The organism is Candidatus Phytoplasma sp. AldY-WA1 (assembly GCF_020312115.2).
Taxonomy (GTDB): Bacteria; Bacillota_I; Bacilli_A; order Acholeplasmatales; family Acholeplasmataceae; genus Phytoplasma; species Phytoplasma vitis.
Map to the genome: position 1 here is coordinate 1 of NZ_JAHRHX020000015.1, position 19,894 is coordinate 19,894.

The 19,894-nt window shown below is 21.1% G+C and carries 14 protein-coding genes and 1 other RNA gene; all 15 read right to left on the reverse strand.

Annotation, left to right across the window (positions count from 1 at the left end):
- On the reverse strand, window positions 1–3,591 hold a 3,591-nt coding region (locus tag KTO59_RS02055), incomplete at its 3' end, for a hypothetical protein (RefSeq protein ID WP_284928385.1).
- Window positions 3,592–3,603: 12 nt separating this feature from the next.
- Window positions 3,604–5,463, reverse strand: coding sequence for an ATP-binding protein (locus KTO59_RS02060; RefSeq protein ID WP_284928386.1), 1,860 nt, complete (start codon window positions 5,461–5,463; stop codon window positions 3,604–3,606).
- A 79-nt stretch (window positions 5,464–5,542) separates the two neighbouring features.
- Window positions 5,543–6,361, reverse strand: a complete 819-nt coding sequence (locus KTO59_RS02065; RefSeq protein WP_284928387.1) for a hypothetical protein — start codon at window positions 6,359–6,361, stop codon at window positions 5,543–5,545.
- Between the two features lie 101 nt (window positions 6,362–6,462).
- Window positions 6,463–7,779, reverse strand: coding sequence for a hypothetical protein (locus tag KTO59_RS02070; RefSeq protein ID WP_284928388.1), 1,317 nt, complete (start codon window positions 7,777–7,779; stop codon window positions 6,463–6,465).
- A gap of 956 nt (window positions 7,780–8,735) precedes the next feature.
- The gene (locus tag KTO59_RS02075; RefSeq protein WP_284928389.1) at window positions 8,736–9,845 is read right to left on the reverse strand and encodes a NusA N-terminal domain-containing protein; all 1,110 of its coding nucleotides are present in this window, start codon (window positions 9,843–9,845) and stop codon (window positions 8,736–8,738) included.
- Between the two features lie 256 nt (window positions 9,846–10,101).
- A complete protein-coding gene (gene obgE / locus KTO59_RS02080) occupies window positions 10,102–11,394 on the reverse strand; it encodes a GTPase ObgE (protein ID WP_284928390.1) in 1,293 nt (430 codons plus the stop codon).
- A gap of 12 nt (window positions 11,395–11,406) precedes the next feature.
- Window positions 11,407–11,703 (reverse strand): 50S ribosomal protein L27, encoded by a 297-nt coding sequence (rpmA, locus tag KTO59_RS02085; protein WP_320412531.1) that lies wholly within the window; start codon window positions 11,701–11,703, stop codon window positions 11,407–11,409.
- A gap of 21 nt (window positions 11,704–11,724) precedes the next feature.
- Complete coding sequence (locus KTO59_RS02090; protein WP_225696215.1) at window positions 11,725–12,036, reverse strand: ribosomal-processing cysteine protease Prp; 312 nt, start codon at window positions 12,034–12,036, stop codon at window positions 11,725–11,727.
- A 7-nt stretch (window positions 12,037–12,043) separates the two neighbouring features.
- On the reverse strand, window positions 12,044–12,361 hold the full coding sequence (gene rplU / locus KTO59_RS02095) for a 50S ribosomal protein L21 (RefSeq protein WP_225696214.1): 318 nt from the start codon (window positions 12,359–12,361) through the stop codon (window positions 12,044–12,046).
- Window positions 12,362–12,578: 217 nt separating this feature from the next.
- A complete protein-coding gene (trhO, locus tag KTO59_RS02100) occupies window positions 12,579–13,511 on the reverse strand; it encodes an oxygen-dependent tRNA uridine(34) hydroxylase TrhO (protein WP_284928391.1) in 933 nt (310 codons plus the stop codon).
- A 198-nt stretch (window positions 13,512–13,709) separates the two neighbouring features.
- A complete protein-coding gene (locus tag KTO59_RS02105; RefSeq protein WP_225696212.1) occupies window positions 13,710–14,288 on the reverse strand; it encodes a hypothetical protein in 579 nt (192 codons plus the stop codon).
- Between the two features lie 68 nt (window positions 14,289–14,356).
- A complete protein-coding gene (locus KTO59_RS02110) occupies window positions 14,357–14,791 on the reverse strand; it encodes a hypothetical protein (protein ID WP_284928392.1) in 435 nt (144 codons plus the stop codon).
- Between the two features lie 57 nt (window positions 14,792–14,848).
- Window positions 14,849–17,548 (reverse strand): PHP domain-containing protein, encoded by a 2,700-nt coding sequence (locus KTO59_RS02115; protein WP_284928394.1) that lies wholly within the window; start codon window positions 17,546–17,548, stop codon window positions 14,849–14,851.
- Between the two features lie 64 nt (window positions 17,549–17,612).
- On the reverse strand, window positions 17,613–19,109 hold the full coding sequence (gene lysS, locus KTO59_RS02120; protein WP_284928395.1) for a lysine--tRNA ligase: 1,497 nt from the start codon (window positions 19,107–19,109) through the stop codon (window positions 17,613–17,615).
- A gap of 288 nt (window positions 19,110–19,397) precedes the next feature.
- Window positions 19,398–19,823, reverse strand: an RNA gene (gene rnpB / locus KTO59_RS02125) — RNase P RNA component class B.
- Between the last annotated feature and the right edge of the window lie 71 nt (window positions 19,824–19,894).

The window sequence follows — 19,894 nt, forward strand, 5'->3', positions numbered from 1 at the left end:
TTTTATTTTGGTTTGGACATCTAATTGTATATTTAAAACCAAATAAAAACTTGAGCCTTGGTTTTGGAAAAAAGTATCATTTATTTTTGTTTGGAAATTTTTGGCATCTTGTGAATAAGGATAATTTCTAGTATAAATATTTATTGGTTGTTGTTTTTTTTCTTGTGAATCAATATTATTATCAATTATTCGTCTCTTAGGAAAGTTTTCACCTAACCAACCGATAAAATCAAATTCTCCTTTAACTAAAAATGATTTAGCATCTATATAAATATAATTTTGTTCAAGATTAAGAAAATTTTCTTTATCTGAAATATTTAAATTTTGTTGGTTTTGATATTTTTCTGTTAAAGAAGAATGTTCTTTTTTGTTATCTGTTAAATTTTTTTCTAAATAGTTTATTTTTGCTTCTATCTTGGATTTTTCTTCAATCAAGGACTTGTATGTTTCCTCATTCAAGGAATTGATTAAACTGTTTAATGTTTCTTGTCTTTTTTTAACGATCTCCTCATCTTTATTTAAAGAATTAATTCTATTGTTTTCTTCTTGTTGTTCTGTATTATTTGGGTTTGGATAACTTTTAATAATTTTGTTTAATTCATTTAAATATTCTTTGTTTTTTTGAATCTCTATCTCAAATTCTCTTATTTTTTCTTCTTTTTTATGTTGATTTTTTACAATATTGATTAATTCTTCCATATTAGCTTTAAAAATATCTCTGTTTTCTTCTATATGTTTACATAATTTATCTAATTTTTGTTTTTGATCTTTATAGTCTGAAGTTTTCAATTTTTCTTCAAAATTTCGGTTTAAATCTTTTGATTCTATTTTTAATTTGTCTAATATTTTTTTTAATTCAATATTATGATCATTATTAATATTTTTCGGTTCTCGCATTGTTTCGAAATTTTTAATAATTTCGTTTTCCAAATCATAGAAATCAATTTTAAATTGTTCTGTATTAAGTATATAACTTTCAAAATTATCTTTTAACTTCTTTTTATAATTAGCTAAAAATTGTCCAATCCGTTGAATATTATCCAAAGAAAATTTACAATTTTGTTCTTTTTTATAAGGATAATAAAGTTTTAAATAATCTTGAAGTTTTTTATAACAATCATCTATATCTTTATCTTCTAAATTTGTCGAAAAATAATATTTAAATGAATATAATGTTGATGTGTTATTTTTTGTATAAACGACACCTCGTTTTTGTATATCTCTTAAAATATCAGACACTGAATTATAATATTTAATTTGTAAATTACTGATGATTTTTAAATATGGATCTAAAATTTCTTCCTTTTTACGCTCATAATAATCTTTGTAGGCTTTAATTCTAGTATCAATTATATTCTTATCGTCTATAAAATCAGTTTTTATGACTAAATATGTTTTAACCAATTGTTTTAAAATATCTCTAAGAGTATGTGTTTTGTAATGAGGTTTTTTTTCTAAACAATCGATTTTCTTTTGTAAAGATCTAATTTTATCCTTAAGTTCTATGTTTTCATTCGAAACATTTAAATTATCTTTACAATTATTTATATCATTTTTTAAAGATTCAATTTTTTCATTAATTTTGTCTTTATCCAAAAAATTAATAAAATTAATTAAATCTTTAGCTTTTTTAACAATTATTTTTATTTCGTTTTTATAAAATTCAGAAGATTTTGAAATATATTCCTTTTCAATTTCATCAAGTAAAGATTTAATTTTATCTACAATTTTTGTTTTTCTGTTTTTTTCATTAATTTCTATATCATTATCCGAAAAATTAATAAAATTAATTAAATATTCAGCTTCTTCACTAATTACGTTTATTTCGTTTTCATAAAATTTAAAAGGTTTTGAAATATATTCCTTTTCAATTTCATCAAGTTGCAATTGTAATTGGTATTTTAAAACTTCCGGGTTTTGCAAATAAATAGTTTTTGGATCTATACCTAAAGAACTTGTATCCAATAAAGAACCTGTATCAAAAAATTGTTTTATATTTTGTTTTTGCGTCTGTATATCTATTTTTAGTTTTTGGCTCTTTTTGTCTATCTCAGGATCTACATATCTATTATCGATATCTTTTGTTTGAACTTCTAATTCTTTGTTTAAATGTTGTAAATATTTCTGAAGTTTATATGATAATTCTTCATATATCTCTTTATATTTCTGAAATTTTTCTTTACAATAATTAGATAAATCTTTTTTTTTATTATTAATATTTTCTAAAACATTGATATTATTATTTTTATCATCTTCTGAGTAAAGACAACTAGATTTAAAAACAAAAGCACTATAATCTAAATACATTTTATATAAAATTTCTTCTGTTCCTAAGACATTGGATAATAAATCTTTATTAATTAATTCATCGTTCTTATGAATTATATGTTCAATTAATTCTTTTTTATTTAAACTAGGAATTTCTAAATTATCATTATATAAACTTGTTTTCGAAAGGAATGGTTTTTTTTCACAAAGATTCGATATATAAAAAATATCAGGTTTTAATATTTTTTGTAAAAATTCTTTACTATTTTCTAAATTATCATAGAAATCTTTGTCTAATTTTTTTTGATCTAAATATTGAAATAATTCTAAATTATCTTGAAAAAATTTTTCTAATTTGTTTTGTCTTTTTGATTTATTTTCTTCCTTATATTCATCAACACATTGTTTTATTAATTCCGATAATTTATTGTCAATAACTTGTTTCGATTTCAATTGCGATTTAATATTTTGTTCAATAACTTGTTCCGATTTCAATTCTTTAATATAATATGAGCTGAATAAAGATTTAGTCTTTTCGCATAATTCATTTAATATTTTATAAAAGTATCTTAAATATTCAATTTTAAATTGTAAATTAGTTACTTCTGGTAGATAACTAAAAAGTTGAGTTCGTTTTAAATTTTTTGGATCTCTTTGAGTTAAATGACATAATTCGTCTTTATATTTATAATCTATTTTTTCTTTTAAAATAAAATCAAAATATAAATAATAAAAAAAATCTTTATATGTATTACAGTATTTTTCTTTAGTTTTAGAATAATAAATAAATAATCCTGATTCTCTGATATCAGGATTTAAAAAAAATATTTTTTTTTCAGAATCTGTTTTTAATGATTTAAATTTTTCTTGTCTTTTTTTTAATATTTCTAATTTTTCTAGTCTTTCTTTTGGTACATTTTCAATTGATTCTTCTTCACTAACTTCTTCTAATTTAATTAGTATATCTAACCAATATTCTTCTTCGTCTTTATAAAAATCCAAAAAATCATCAAAATTTTTTTTTCTTTGATCTTTTTGATCTTGAGGTAATGGTAATTTTTCATAACATTTTTTTAAAACCTCTAAATTTTGTGCTTCTAACATTGGAGCTATATCACATTTAAAATCGTAAAACATTTCAAAAAGTTTTTCTTCTCTTTGTTTTGTTTCTTGAATACAGTTGTCTTCTTGTTTTTTATAATTTTCATTTTTTGAACCATATATCAAATTACAAAAGAAAATTGAAAAAGAAAAAGAAAAAATAAAAAGTAAAAAAGAAAATAAAGACGTTTTAGAATATTTTGAAATTATTTGTTTTTTCATTCATAACTCCTTTTATTTTTTAACAGAATTAATAATTTTTTGTAAAAGAAACATGTGTTTAGGATCTGAAATATTTTGTATTTCAAAAAACTTATTAACTGCTGTTTTTCCTTCTTCAGTTAATTTTCTATCTTCAATACTTGAACCTTTTTCAATAAAAGAATCTTTAAATTGTTCTTTCATAAAACGATTAATTTTTTGTTGTTCTTTAACAGAATTAATAATTTTTTGTAAAAGAAACATGTGTTTAGGATCTGAAATATTTTGTATTTCAAAAAACTTATTAACTGCTGTTTTTCCTTCTTCAGTTAATTTTCTATCTTCAATACTTGAACCTTTTTCAATAAAAGAATCTTTAAATTGTTCTTTCATAAAACGATTAATTTTTTGTTGTTCTTTTTCTTCTTCTTTTTTGATTTGTTTACAATATTCATTAATGTCAGCAAACTCTTTTTGATTTCCGAAATATTCTCTAAAAGTTTCTTCTAAATCAGTTATTTCTATTTGTAGATCATCTCCTGTTTTTACACGACGAACGGCTTTTTCAGCTGCCTTCACCATCATGGCTTTCATTTTTCGCCCTGAAGTTAAATCATAAAAATATTTTTTAACTTTTTCTAAAGTTTCAATATCATATAGTGATTGGTCTTGACAATCAGTATCCTTTTTTTTAAGAAATTTTTGCCATGCTTTTGCATCTTCAATATATTTTATCAATATAGGATCTAATTTATTAAATTCTGTTAAAGCATTTTGATATGAATTATAAATTTCTTTGTCATTGGCTCTAGCATTTCGGAATAATAAATCTTGTCTTTTTAATTTATCGTCTAAAGTTTCTAAATTACCGTTAGGATTATTTTTATCAGATGTTCCTTTTATCTCAGTAGCTCCTAAAGCAGGAATATAATAACCATGTTTAATAGCGATAGCGAATAATTCAGGATTTCTTAAAGCCACGTTCATTTTATTAACAAAAATAGGAATATAATGTTCATAAGCAAAATTTTCTATTTTTAATCTAAGCATTTTCTTAATGACTGCTTGAATGTAACCAAGTCTTTTATCTTCTGATTGGTTACCAACAAATAAAGATTCACAACGAGAACGGATAGCTGAATCAATTTTGTCTAAGTGATTAGTGGCTGCAATAAAGAAAACAGGTTTTTCTTTATCGGTTTTAACCCCTTCAATTTCTTGTAAAAAAGTATTTGTTTTTTTACTATCTCCAGCTTCTAAAAATTGCGCGTCTTTTTCAGCTCTTGATTTTAAAATTTCTTCCGCTTCATCTACAAAAATACAAGAAGGACTATTGTTTCTAGCTTTACGCCAAATATCTTCGATTTCTTGTAATGAATGTGCATTAGTAATGGTGTAAAAATTCATTTTCGAATCTTTCGCAAAACCCTCAGCAAGTGTTGTTTTTCCTGTTCCTGGAGGTCCGTAAAAAATAATCCCCATAGGAAAAGGAAGACCTGAAGATTTACCAGTCAACGAATTATATTTATTTTTATTGTCTAATGTCCATCTATGTATATAATCTTTTAATGTATCTTTAATTTCATCAGCACCATAAAAATCATCCAGAGGCATAAAACCATCACTATTAATTTCTTTAGGAGCAAGTAATTCTACTAAAGAACTAACATCTAATGAATTATTATTAGATAAAGGTATAGGAGTCGGATTATTCGAAGGTGGAAATAGAGGTGGCAAATGAGCCTCATTTTCTTTAGCTGGTGAGCGTAAAAAAACGATAACAGCTAAAATAAATGATAAAGAAGTTAATAAAATTAGAACTGCCAAAAAACTTATAATGCCGAACCTAAACTTCCAAGAATTATTTTGATTTTTATTATGAAGTGTTTCCATAAAATTTACCTTTTTTTGATTTAAAATTTTAAAATTAAAAATTAATAATTAAAAATTAATTATGAACTTAATATTTCGTTTATGTTCTTTTTCGTGCTTCCTCTAATTCTTCTTTGATAATTGTGCCGCTTCGGCTTGTCTTTGTAATTAATTGTAATAAAAATTTAGTATATTTGTTCTTCAGTTCTTTTTGTAATTCTATTAATTTTTCTTTTTCTATTCTAGAAGATAATGATTCAATTAAATTTGTTATTTGTTTAAATTTATATAAATATATATCTAATAAAAAAGCATAACTATTTAAATATTTTCTTAATATTTCGATTTTTTGGTCAACCTGAACATTTGAAACAATTTTATTTTCTTTTGCTGAAATATTTTCATCTCTTGTTTTGCACATTTGAAGAAATGTTTTCATAAAACCAATTAATTGTTCACAATTTGTTTTTTCATTTGTACTTAATGTATCCCTACGAATATCTTCAAAATTTTGTTTAGATCGTTCGAAAGTATCTTTGGTTTTTTTATCTTGCTCTGTTTCTTCGAAAATTTGTCTTAAAGTTGGGATTATTTCTTTTATGTCTTTCAATTTTTCTCGAATTTCTATTTTATCTTGATTTGAAAAAAATTCTGAAAAAAAAACTTCTTGTTTATTTAAATCTTGTTCTAATTCGCCTAATATTTGTTGTTTTTTTTCATAAACTTTATTTTTATCAGGAGTATTTTCATTTTCAGTAGGCTTTTCAGTAGGCCATTCTTTTGGTATTTTATCAATATTTTTTTTTAAATCATTAGTTTTTTTTTGTAATTTAACATAAAAAAAAGTTAAAATTAAAATCATTACAAAATTAAATATTGAACTGATAACTATTAATAAATTTTTTTTTTCTTTTGACATTATATTTGTTCCTTTTTAGATAAAAAAATTTTTTTTAAATTAAATATTAAAATTTTATATAAGTTGATATTTATCATGAAATTAGATATCATTATCGTTTTTTATCGGATTTCATTTCTTATCCAAATCCCTAATTCACCAATTGATTCCAATAATTTATTTAATTCCTCTTTATGACTTTCATAATCATTACTGCCTAAAATTAGCAAAAAAGTTAGATAATTATTTTGTAAATCATATTTATTAAAATCATTATTCAAATAATGGTCAAAGTTCTGTATTATGTATTCTTCCTTAGTTATTTTATTTTTTATTTTATTTTGTGAGTGTTGTTCCTTAAATTCATAATGACTTTCAATTATATTTTTCAAATAGCTATTATCATTAATAATTTCATTTAAATATTCTTTTTTCTTTTGTTCTGTTTCTTTAAAGAAGTCCAATAAATATTTTTTATTTTTTGTACTTTTTTTATCTTTTTTTGTAACTCGTTTATTACTTGCTTGATAAATACAAAAATTATTATCTTTCTTATCAAAATCATTTAAAGCTTCGATTGCTAAACGCAAATAATATGGAATCTCAATAAAAACACTTTTATTTGATAAATCATTATTATTAGATAATAAATGATTGAATTCGAGATAATTTTGTCTTAATATTTGAAAAATTAACAAAATTTCTCTTTGTTCTAATTTCTTTTCTATTTCATTATTCTTTTTTTCAATTTCTTGAAATTTTAAATCAATCTCATCAATATTTTTATAAAAAGATTTTAAATCAGAGCTTTGTTTATCTAATTTGATATATCTATAACTTTCAATATATTTTTTTAAATTACATTTATCATAATCTGGAAATTGAGTTTCAATAGAAGATAATTGTTCTTTAAATTTTGTCAATGTTTTTAATTCTTGTTCTTTATCTATATAAAGTTTCAAGGATTCTTGAAGAAGTCTATCAGATTCTTTTTCTTCTTTTTCTAATTTTGATACTTCTAATTTTTCATAATTTTCTTGTTTAGCTATTCTTAATTTATTCAATTTAGAATCATGAACAGAACACGATTCGGCCCAACTTGATTTTTTTTTTTCCATATCGTTTTTTATACCTGGTATAAAATTATCTAATTTAGATATCAACTTGTTTACCATATCTTTTTGATCTTTTTTCGATTGTTGTAATTGCTCAATAGCATTAGGTATTTCCGATGTTCTTAAATCATATATCTTTTGTAATAATTTATTAAATGATTCAGAATTATGAGAACATAAATCAGTCATTGTTCTTTCCACATCTATTTCTTCTTTTTTTTGTTTGTTATAAAAAAATTTATAAACAATAATGCCTAAAATAAATAAAATCACAATAACTAAAACACAAAAAACTAAAATATTTTTTTTCTTTTTTTGTTCCATCGGTAAAAATAAAACCTTTCTGTTCCAAATAATAAGAATAATAAAAAAAATAAAATCATTTTTAATATAAGCTAAAAAAATTATCTTTTTCGCCGATAATTAATATTTTTAATATAAATAAGAGTTTTTATAATTAAGTATTTTGAAATAATAAATTAAAAGATAAATCGAAATTTCTAAAAATTTATTATATAGTATATAATAACAATAAAAAAAAAAAAAACAAATTTTATGTTTAAATTATCTTATTAAAAAACATGAATTTAAAAAATTATGTTTTTGGATTTGATACTCATAAAAATTGTTTTTTTTCAATATAAAATAAAAATTCAATACAGTATTATTATAAAATAAATTTTCAGATAGTTTTTTTAAAAATTTAAATAAAGATAAAAAAATCATTTTTCCTAGTAAATTATTATTATTTATATTTTAGGTCTTTTTCTAAGTTTTTAAATAATAAAATTTATTTTTTTATATAAAATAAATGAAATAAAGACGAAAAAAATAATAAATAACGAACAAAAAAATATAATATTTTGAAATCGTAAATTATATTATAAAATAAAAAGACGCCAAAGCTATTAATTTAAAATTCTAAAAATTAATTTATTATTGTCATAGTTTTTTTTAATTAAAAATAAAAAAACTTTATCATAAGATCAAATTGAATTCTTTTCTTAAAATTTGATTTTTCTTTTCTAAAAAATATTTTTGAAAAAGATACGAAAATTATTTTTTTAATAGTTAATTTTTAAAATTTTCTAAAAAATAAAAAGTATTAACTTTTTGATCAAGGAATTAAAGAATTAGTTTTAATTATATTAAAAAACCTTAATAAGGTTTTTTAATAAACATTGTTGTAAATTATTTAAAACAGTTTTATTTTATAAAAATTGAAAATTATAAAAAATAAATAACTTATATTAATCTAAAAAATTATTCTAATTTAAAAATTAAAATAATGATAAAAGTTCTTTTTTTGCCCTATTATAAATAAAAGCCATAATAAAAGATAATATAAACAAAGAAATAAATTTAATAAATAAATAATAAAAGTTTAGACGCTCTAAATTAAAAATATTTGCTTTTAAATTCAAAGAATAATTTTGATCTAAAAAAACAAATTTGAACCAAATCATACGCAAAATATAATAAAAAATAAAATGCATAATAAAAATAAAAGTGATAGAAAAATAAATTTTCAATAAAGAATCTTTTTTTTTAGTTAAAACCAAACCAGGTAAAATCCCCCAAATAAAACCATAAATTAAACTTAAAATAGGATTATATACCCAAGCAGAAGTTTTCTTATACCAAAATGAAATACTTTCTGATAAAAAAGCTCCTATAAAAGCGAAATTTTTTTTTGCATATAAAGGGATGATAAGCAAAGGAATAAAACATAAAAAATCTACAAAAGTACTTTTTAATATTGGTCGAAAAAAGGGACCTTTCATGAATTTATTAGAAACAATTTGTATTGCAACAGATAAAGCTGATAATATAGATGTTATAATGATTTGTCTCAAAATAGATTCATAATTATTATTTAGTTTATCTTTGTTTAATAATAAAGCTTGAACTTCTTTTTTTAATTCTAAAATAAAAAAAATTTTTTTCATAGAAATTGCTTTATTATAAATTAATTTATTTTCGTATTTTTCTTTTTTAAATTTAATAATTTCTTCGTTAAGTTTGTTTTTAAACTCTTGACTATCGTAAAAATTAAATTTGTTAGGATCAACTTCAATCCTAATTATTTCTCCTATTTGGGGATTTTCTTTTAATTTTTGAGCTTCTTCTAAGTTAATACAAGTTATTTTTTTAGTATTAACATTTTCTTCTTTAGTCGTATTTATTTCTTTTTCCGTAACTAAATATTCTTTGTATAAAAAAAATTCTTCATATTTTTTATCAAAATCTAAATGACAACTTTTAATTTGATAATTTTTTTTACAACCAAAAATAAGACTTTTTTTAAAAGCTTCTAAAATTTGTTGTCTAGTTAATTCGTGTTCTTCGGCTAATTGATCGATATGATTTAAAAAATTTTTAGTTTTCATATAATTTAATTATTATTGTTCCTTAAATATATTTAAAATTTAAATTTGAATTTTAATATACTTTCATTTAAAACTAAAATACAAACATATAAATATTTTATCATTTTTTATTATATGAATTAATTTAAAATTAAGATTTAAAATTTATTTTTTGATAATATTTTTTTATTTAATTTAATTTTTTTAGATAAAAGAAAAAACCAAACTGTTTATTTTTTATAAACAATTTGGTTTAAATTTTGTCGTTTTTTTAATTTTATTTTTTATAAAAAAATTCTTCATTGACTAATTCGAAAACATAATCACAAATTTTAACTTTATCTTTATCTTTCATACCTTTTTGTTTTAATTCTTTTTCTATCCCTATTTTTTTCAATGAATAAGAAAACTTTTTTAATGATTCGTAATTATTAAAATCTGTTCTATGAAACAATTTTTCTATTTTCGGCCCTTGAACTATAAAATAATTTTGTTCATCTTTATAAATATTAAATTTATCTTCATCTTCTAAAGTAAATAATTTATAACTTTGTTGAAGATGTTTATCATCTTTATTTTGGTCATTTTTATAATTAATCAATAAATCTTTTATTTTATATATTAATAATTCTAAATTAAAACGATTCCAAACAGAAGAAGGTATAATTTCTTTATCAATTGAATTATTTTTAAAAGAAGCTAATTTAGCTTCAGCATCTGGTAAATCCATTTTATTGAACAAAATAATTTGCGATTTTTCTAAAATTTTAGGATTGTATTTTTTTAATTCTTCATTTAATTGGCAATATTTTTCATAAACATCATTATGATCAGCACTACATATATGTATTAAAATTTTACATCTTTCAATATGTTTTAAAAAATCAATTCCCATACCACGACCTAAATGAGAATCTTTGATTAAACCAGGAATATCAGCTACTGTAAAACTAAAATCTTTTCCACTAACTACTCCTAAAAAAGGTTTTAAAGTTGTAAACGCATAAGAATCTGCTTTAGATTTAGCATTAGAAATAGCAGAAATCAAAGAAGATTTACCTACATTAGGAAAACCAATTAAACCAACATCAGCTAAAACTTTTAATTCTGTCCTAATAGTTAATTTTTCTCCTAAATCTCCTTTTTCTGCAAAAGAGGGGATTTTATTTTTAGAATTAGATAAAGAATAATTTCCTTTTCCTCCTTTACCGCCCTTTGCAATAACCAATTGAAATCCATCTTCTAAAATTTCACCAATAAATTCTTGATTTTCGTTATTATAGATCATTGTCCCTAAAGGGACTTTTATGAAAGAATCAGGAGCCTTAGCTCCATTTTGATTTTTACTTTTACCGTTTTCACCATTTGAAGCTTTAATTTTTCTTTGATATTGCAATTTAAATAAAGTATTAATACCTGAATCACCTACAAAAATAACGGAACCGCCATGGCCTCCGTTACCACCTGAAGGTCCTCCATAAGGAACATATTTTTCTCTTCTAAAAGAAACAATTCCGTTTCCGCCATTACCAGCTTTTACGAAATTGATTGCTTCATCTATAAAATTCATTTATTATTTTTTTTAATTAACTTTTTTTTCAACAAATTGCATAGAAACTTGTTTTTTATTTTTGTGTTTAATTTGATATTTAACTACGCCGCTAATTAAAGCGAATAAAGTATGATCTTTCCCCATACCTACATTATCGCCAGGAAATATTTTAGTTCCTCTTTGGCGGAAAATAATAGACCCTTTATGTGCATATTGACCATCAGATAATTTAGCGCCTAACCTTTTAGAATGAGAATCGCGTCCATTACGAGTAGCACCTACACCTTTTTTTGTAGCAAATAATTGAATATTTAATTTTAACATTATATAAAATACCTCTTTAATAAATCAATCTTTCATTTCTTTTAAATATTTAGGATAATTTTTACTTAAATCTTTCAAATTGTATTCTAAATTTAATAATAATTTATTAATTATAGAATCAAATTTTAATAATTCAAGGGAAAAAGAACCTTTTTTTAAAGAATAATCAATATTTGATTGCAATTCAAAAATTTCAATAGCATTTATAGTTATTATGATAGCTGTTGAAACAGAAGCACAAACAATATCATGATTTTCAGGAGCATACAAAGCATGACCTTTAATACTTATTTTTTTTATTTTTTCAACTTCTTTAATAAAAAAATATTTAATCATATCGAACTTAACAAATGATTTTAGTAATTAACAATTTCGTATATAACTGTCTATGACCTTGTTTTAAACGATATTTCTTTTTTTTTTTATATTTGAAAACAATAATTTTTTTTGCTTTACCTTGTTTAATTACTTTAGCTTCTATTTTAGCCCCATTTATAAATGGAGTTCCTAAAACGCTTTTATTTTTTTCATTATCTTCTATAGCTAAAACTTGATCAAAAACATGTTTTTGTTCTACTTCTAGAGATAATTTTTCAACAAAAATTTCTTGACCTTCGTATATTTTTAATTGTTTATTTCCGATTTTAACAATAGCAAACATAAATAAATACCTATAATTCTTTCTAATTAATAATTTTAGTAATTTTTGTAAATAATTTTTTATTAAGAAAAAAAACAAAAAGACAATAAACAAAAAAATGATATTTAATTTTTTCTACATAATATATAAGTTATTATATAATATAAAATACAAAAATTTATATTATCTTAATAAATTAAATATATTAATTAATATATTCTATTGATATTATTTAAAATTAATCTATTTTATTTGAATTTTCTTTATTTTTTAATAAATAACGATTATTTTTATTTAGACTACACTCTAAAGAACAACTACCTAAATAATTCATTTCATTTTCTTCACTGCATAAAATCTGTTTATTACAACTAGGATTGCCGCAATTGATATATCTTTCGCAAGGTTTTTGATCAAAAAAATCTCTTCCTACTATAATATTTTCTTTTTTGTTAACTTTGACGGCTATTCTTTGATCAAAAACATAAACTTGACCATCAAATAATTGACCTTGAACTTCTGGTTCTTGACTATATTTAATAATACCACCTTTTAATTGATAAACTTCATTCAATCCTTTAGAGCGTAATAAAATAGATGCTTTTTCGCAACGAACTCCACCAGTACAATAAGTTAAAACTTTTTTATTTTTTAAAAAAGATAAATTTTTTTCTACCCATTCCGGAAAATCACGAAAATTACTAATTTTAGGGTTAATAGAATTTCTAAAATGACCTAAATCATATTCATAATCATTTCGAACATCTAAAACAACTACATCTTTTTCTTTTAATGTTTGAAAAAATTTTTTAGGTTCTAAATAATTATCAGGATTACTTTCAGGAACTAAATCTTTATCCAATTTCAAAGCCACTATTTCTTTTCTTACTTTGATAGATAATCTAGGAAATACATGTTTATGATGTGCATCTATTTTAAAATCAATGTTTTCAAAACCTTTTATTTTTTTTAAATATGCCATGTATGTTTCGATATCTTCTTTGAATCCTGACAAAGTCCCATTAATTCCTTCAGAAGAAATAATAATTCTTCCTAAAAGACCTAATTTTTGACAATAATTCCAATGTTCTTCTTTAAATTTTTCAGGGTCTTCAATATGAGTATAATTATAAAATAAAATAATTAAATAATTTTCTTTTTTACTAGACATTTTAAGAACTAAAATTCCTTATCTTAAAAAAATTTAGATATTATAAAATTTTTTTAAATTTAAAAACATAAATTTATTGTATAAACGCTATATTCATTATAATACAAAAAAGTAATTCTAAAAGCAAAATTTTTATTTAACCAAAGGTAATAAATAAAAATATTTAAATTTGATAAAAAAGTAATTTAAAATTTTAGTTTATTTATCAAAAATATCTTTTAATCGATTTTTTAAATAAAAAGCACAAAAACCTCCTACAAAAAAATTAGTTATGAAAGGAATTAAATTGAATAATAAAGCTGAAATCAAAATATTTTGTTCTGAAATATTTTTTTCTATTAATAACTCTCCATAAATAAAAATACTAGATAAAGAAGTAGATAACATTCTTAAAAAATTAATTAATAAAAAACACAAAAAAAAATTTTTTATTATTTGATGATTTTTTTTATAAAAAGATAATCCTGAAATACTAATAATTAAATTAGGTAATATGTAATCCAAAAGAATAGAAAAAAAAATTTGAGTATTATTAAAATTTAAACTTTGGGCTAAAATTGTGAAAGAATAAAAACTTCTTGTTAAATGCCAAAGAGTATAAAAAATACAAATAATCAAACCATTTAAAAAACCTAAAAAATAACCTCCTAAAAAAAGAATAACTAAAGTTAATTTAAAAAATTTTATTTGAAAAATTGAAAAAAAAATATCAATTAATATTGATATACTAATGAAAAAAGAAGTAACGATTATTTGATATAAAGAAGTTTTTTGCACAAATAAAAACCTCAAGAAGAATATTTTTTAATAATTCTTCTTTTTCTATTAATTTAATTTTTTAATTTTCAAAAAAATATTTTTCCAGAAAAAACAAATTCTAAAAAATAAATAATGGAAGGGAATCCGATAGCAATCCAAATACCAACACAAGCGCCTATCAAAGTTCCTAAACTAATTCCGTTAAATCCTTTTTTAAAAACTAATAGAATAACAAAAATAATAATACCGATAAACATTCCTTTAAAATTAATAAAACTTTGCTCACTTATTTCTAAATCTGAATTCTTTTGGTCTTGAAATTTTTCGATTTTTTCTGTAACATTTTTAAATCCATTATTATTTTTCCAAATTTCTCTATTTTTAACATTAAAAGAAGCTGTAAAATAAAAAAATATAAAACCTAAAATAATAATTAAAAAACGAAAATATTTATTTTTATGAGAACAATTAGGAGCAATTTTATCTTTAAAAAATAAAGTTAATTTCTTACATAAAGTCATTATAAATAATATTTTCCTATTTCTATAATTTTTAATATATTACATTTATATAATATATTAATTTAGAATCACATTTAAATTAAAACCAAAAATTCTATAAATTTCTTTATTTAAATATTCTTTTGGTAATTCATCTAATAAAATTTCTTTTTTAAAAGAAAGTAAATATTGTTCATGTTCTAAATAATCTAAATTAGCTTCATTTAATAAAGTGTTTTTATTTAAACCAAAATCATCAAAAATACCTGATAAAACTAAATCTTTTAATAAATCATTATTTAAAACTTTTTGACATCTATTTTTAAAATCAAAAAAATTAACAAATTTTTTTTTCATTCTTTCATTTATTAAAAATGAAGCTATTTCATTATTTACGTTTCTAATCAAAGTCAAAGGTAATAAAAGTTTTTCTTTTGATAATTTATAATCAATATCACTAATAAAAATATTAGGAGCGATAATTTTAATTTCATTTGTGTTTTTTATTTTTTTTAATAACATTTCTTTATCAAAAGGAATATTTTGATGTTCATTTAAAATAACTGTTAAAAAAGGAACAAGAAAATGCGTTTTCAAATAAGCCATACGATAACTAATTAAAGAATAAGACACACTATGACTTTTATTAAAACTATAATTAGAAAATTTTAAAATATAATCATAAATTTGATTCGCTAATTGTTCAGAATGACCTTTTTGTTTACTCCGTTTTACAAATTCTGATTTAATTGAATTTTTGTCATTATCTGAAATAACTTTTTGAATGATATATTTCATGAAAATTTCTGCTTCACCGAAATCATAACCAGCAAAAGAAACAGATATTTCCATTATTTGTTCTTGATATAAAATAATTCCATATGTATTTTTCAAAATGTGTTCTATATAATTATATACTGATTTGTCAATTAAAAAATTTTTTTCTTCATGCTTATTACGACAATAATCATTAATATAATTTATTTGTCCTGGTCTATTCAAAGCTAAAACAGCATTCAAATCTTCAAAATTTTGAGGTTTAATTTTTCTTAAAACCTGTTTAGCTGCTGGTGATTCTAATTGAAAAATATATTCTGTATCTCCTTTTTGTAATAATTGATAAGTTTGAAGGTCATTTAAAGGCAATTGTTCCCAAGATATTTTTTCTTCTCTGTTTTTGTTAATTTCTTTTACAATTTTATCAATCAAAGATAAACTTTTCAAACTTAATAAATCTATTTTGGATAAACCTATCTTTTCTAAATAATTAGCATCTAATTGAGTTTGATATTTAAAAGGAGAGTTAATATGAGGATTTTTTTGAATCGGAATATGTTCTAATAAATTTTTATTACTGATGATAACACCAGCTGGATGTGTTCCTGTAAATTGAGGTATTCCTTCTAATTGAGAAAGAATCTGAATTTGTTTTGAATCAGGTTCATTAAATTTTAAATTTTTTTTCAGATAAGTAATATAATTAGCATTTCTCATAAAAGATTTAATAGTTAAAGTGTTAAAAGTGATTATATTGGCAGTATAATTTTCTCCATATTTTTCATAAATATATTTTAAAATAATATTTATTTTATCATCTGGAAAATCTAAATCAATATCTGGTTTTTTATTTCTTTTAGGATTCAAAAACCTTTCGAAAAGAAGATTATAATATAGCGGATCTGCTTCTGTAATGCCTAAACAAAAACAAACTAAAGAACCGGGAGAAGAACCTCTTCCAGAACCTAAAAGAATTTTTTTTTCTCTTGTATATCTTACTATATCAAAAACAATTAAAAAATAATCTTCATAATGCATATCTTTGATAATTTTTAATTCTTTTTTTAATCTCTCTAAATAAAGAGGAAATTGAGGAGAAGAAACAGAAATTTTTTTTCTTAAAAAAACATTTGTTATTTCTTCTAAATATGTAAAAGAATTTTTTTCAGAAGATTCTTTCTGTATAGGAAGTCCAATGTCAGAAGGAAAAAGTTTATTATATTGAATTTTATCGATGAAAGAATTTAAATCTAGAAAATATTCTCGATAATCACTATCATTATAATAAGAATTATATTTATTTTGAATTTCTTTTAGATTCAAAAATTGAAAAGACATTTTTTCTTCTGAAGAAATTGGAGAATATTTCAAAGGATTATTTAATTCAAATAATAATTTATGCCCTTCTTCTTGTTCGGTTTCTAAAAAATTAGTTTTATGAGCTGGAACTACAAAAATTTTTAATTTTTGCATTAAAGATAAAAAAATATCAGCAAATATTTCTAAACGTTTTGATTGTAAAGACAAACCAAAAAAGAAAAAATTTAAATTATTTTTTAATTGAATAAAAATTTTTTCTATCAATATCCAATCATTTATATTAGAAAGTTCGAAATCTATATTAGATACAATAAAAAAAAGACCTTCTTGAAATTTTTTTAAAACTTTTAAAGTAATATTTTCCTGTTTAGTTTTGATTAAATTAGATATTTGAATTAAATTATTAATTCCTATATCATTTATAGCATAAATCAAAAAATTAATTATTTTATCTTCATTAATAATTTCTTTTAAAGATAAAAATATTTTAATTCCTAGGATAGGTTTAATCTTATTTTTTTGACAAAGTTCGACGAAATTAACCATTCCATGCAAATTTTCATGATCGCTTAAAGCTAAAAATTGATATTGATTTTCTTTTGCTTTCTTTACTAGCGATTCTAATGAAGGAATACTTTCCATAATACTATAAAAACTTTGAAGATAAAAAACACCTATCATTTCGAAACCTCTAATGACATAAATTTTTTTATAATTTCAAAATAAAAAGAATTTTAAATATCTTTTATTTTTTGATTTTTTTATTGTTAGAGAAATGTGGGAATAAAATAACATCTCTAATATTAGAAGTATTAGTTAACAACATAACCAAACGATCTATTCCTAAACCTAAGCCTCCTGTTGGTGGCATTCCATATTCTAAAGCTTCGATAAAATCTTGATCTAATTCTTCAGCTTCGCTATTTCCTAATTGTCTTTCTAATAATTGTTCTTGAAAACGTTTTTCTTGTTCTATAGGATCGTTTAACTCAGAAAAAGCATTAACTAATTCTTTCCCAGCTATAAATAATTCGAATCTATCAACAAATTCTTCATTTTCAATATTTTTTTGAGCCAAAGGACTTACTTCATAAGGGTAATTATAAATAAAAGTTGGTTGAATTAAATTCTTTTCAACAAATTCTTCAAAAAAAGAAAGTATAATATGACCTTTAGTATGAAATGATTTTACTTCGATATTATTTTCTTGAGCTAATTTTTTGCATTGTTCTAAAGTCATTTGTTGACGAAAATCAATACCTGTTTTTGTTTTGATTATATCAATCATATCAAATTTATCAAAATTATCAAAATTAATCAAATGTTCTTGATAATCAAAATCTAAACGTCCTAAAACTTCCATACAAATCTCTTTTAAACAAGATTCAGTTAATTCCATAATATCTTTCATATTTGCATAAGCTAAATACGCTTCTATTGTTGTAAATTCCGGATTATGAGTAGCATCAATTCCTTCATTTCGGAAAACTCTACCTATTTCATAAACAGCATTTATTCCGCCGACTATTAATTTTTTTAATGGTATTTCTGTAGCTATTCTTAAATAAAAATTAGATTCTAAGGCGTTATGATAAGTAATAAAAGGTTTAGCTGCTGCTCCACCAAAAATAGAATGTAAAATAGGTGTTTCTATTTCTAAAAAACCTTTATTATCAAAAAAATTTCTAATAATTTTTATTATTTTTGTTCTTATAATAAATTTTTTTCTAGTTTCGGAGTTGATAATAAGATCAATATATCTTTTTTTTCTGATATACTCTTTATCTTTTAAACCTTTATATTTATCTGGTAAAGGCATTAAACTTTTACTTAAATGAACTAAATTAAAAGCTTTGACACTTAATACTCCAGTTTTAGTTTTGAATAAATAACCTGTAACTCCTACAATATCACCTAAATCTATTTTTTGATAAATATGAAAAGCTTTTTCAGAAACTAATTTTTGATTTAAATAAATTTGAATAGAATCATCAAAATTTTGTAAAAGAAAAAAACCTGCTTTCCCTTGACTTCTATTAGTAACAATTCTACCTGCGATATCGACTTTAATCTCCTTTGCAGATAATTCATCATGACTATAAGATTCGTATTTATTTAATATATCTAAAATATTGTTTTTAACATCGAAATAATTACGAAAGGGTTCTACATTTAATTTTTTTAATTCTTCTATTTTGTTTCTTCTAATAACATATTGTTCTGTTTTTTTTTTTATAGTCATAAAAATTTATTAATAACCTTTTTTTATTTTTTAATAAAAATAATGCATTTGAATATATTATATTATTTATATTTTTTTATTTAATCATTTATTAAATTAAAAATTTGAAATAATTATAGCTTTTATTTATTAAAAAAATAAAGATAATTTTTTTTAATAAATAAAATTCAAATATCTATTCATACTACAATTATAAATTATAATATATTAATTGTAATTATTTTATATTTAATTCTTAATAAACAAAAAAAGAATCTTTTAAAAAAAGATTCTATTTTAAAAAATAACACGAATAAGCCATGTTCTGTTCTTGTTTTTTATAAAAACAAGTGTGATCATTTATCTCTACTTTTATTTCTAAAAATAGTATAAAAACCAATTATAAAAATTTATATTAGGAAAAACTGATTTTTATATGCTCCTACCATAATTTTGGATTGTTAGCTTGAGGGGTTTACCGCGTTTCACTTAATTATTTCTAATTAACTCGTCTCTGTGGCACTTTATTTTTTATTTTCATAAACTTTATTATAAATAATATATAATATGTCTTTAGAATTTAAAAAGCCGTTGCTTGAAAAATTTCAAACACCTTAAGTTATTTTTTTCTTAAGCACAAACACTACATGCTTTCCTAAAAACATGTGCTAACATGGACTTTCCTAAACTTAATTTTATCACTTGAATAAAATTAAACTTCGATCACCACTTTGTTATTTTTTAACAATAATATTTTAACAAAAATTTATATAAAAAACTATTTAATTTTTAATTATTGTAATTAT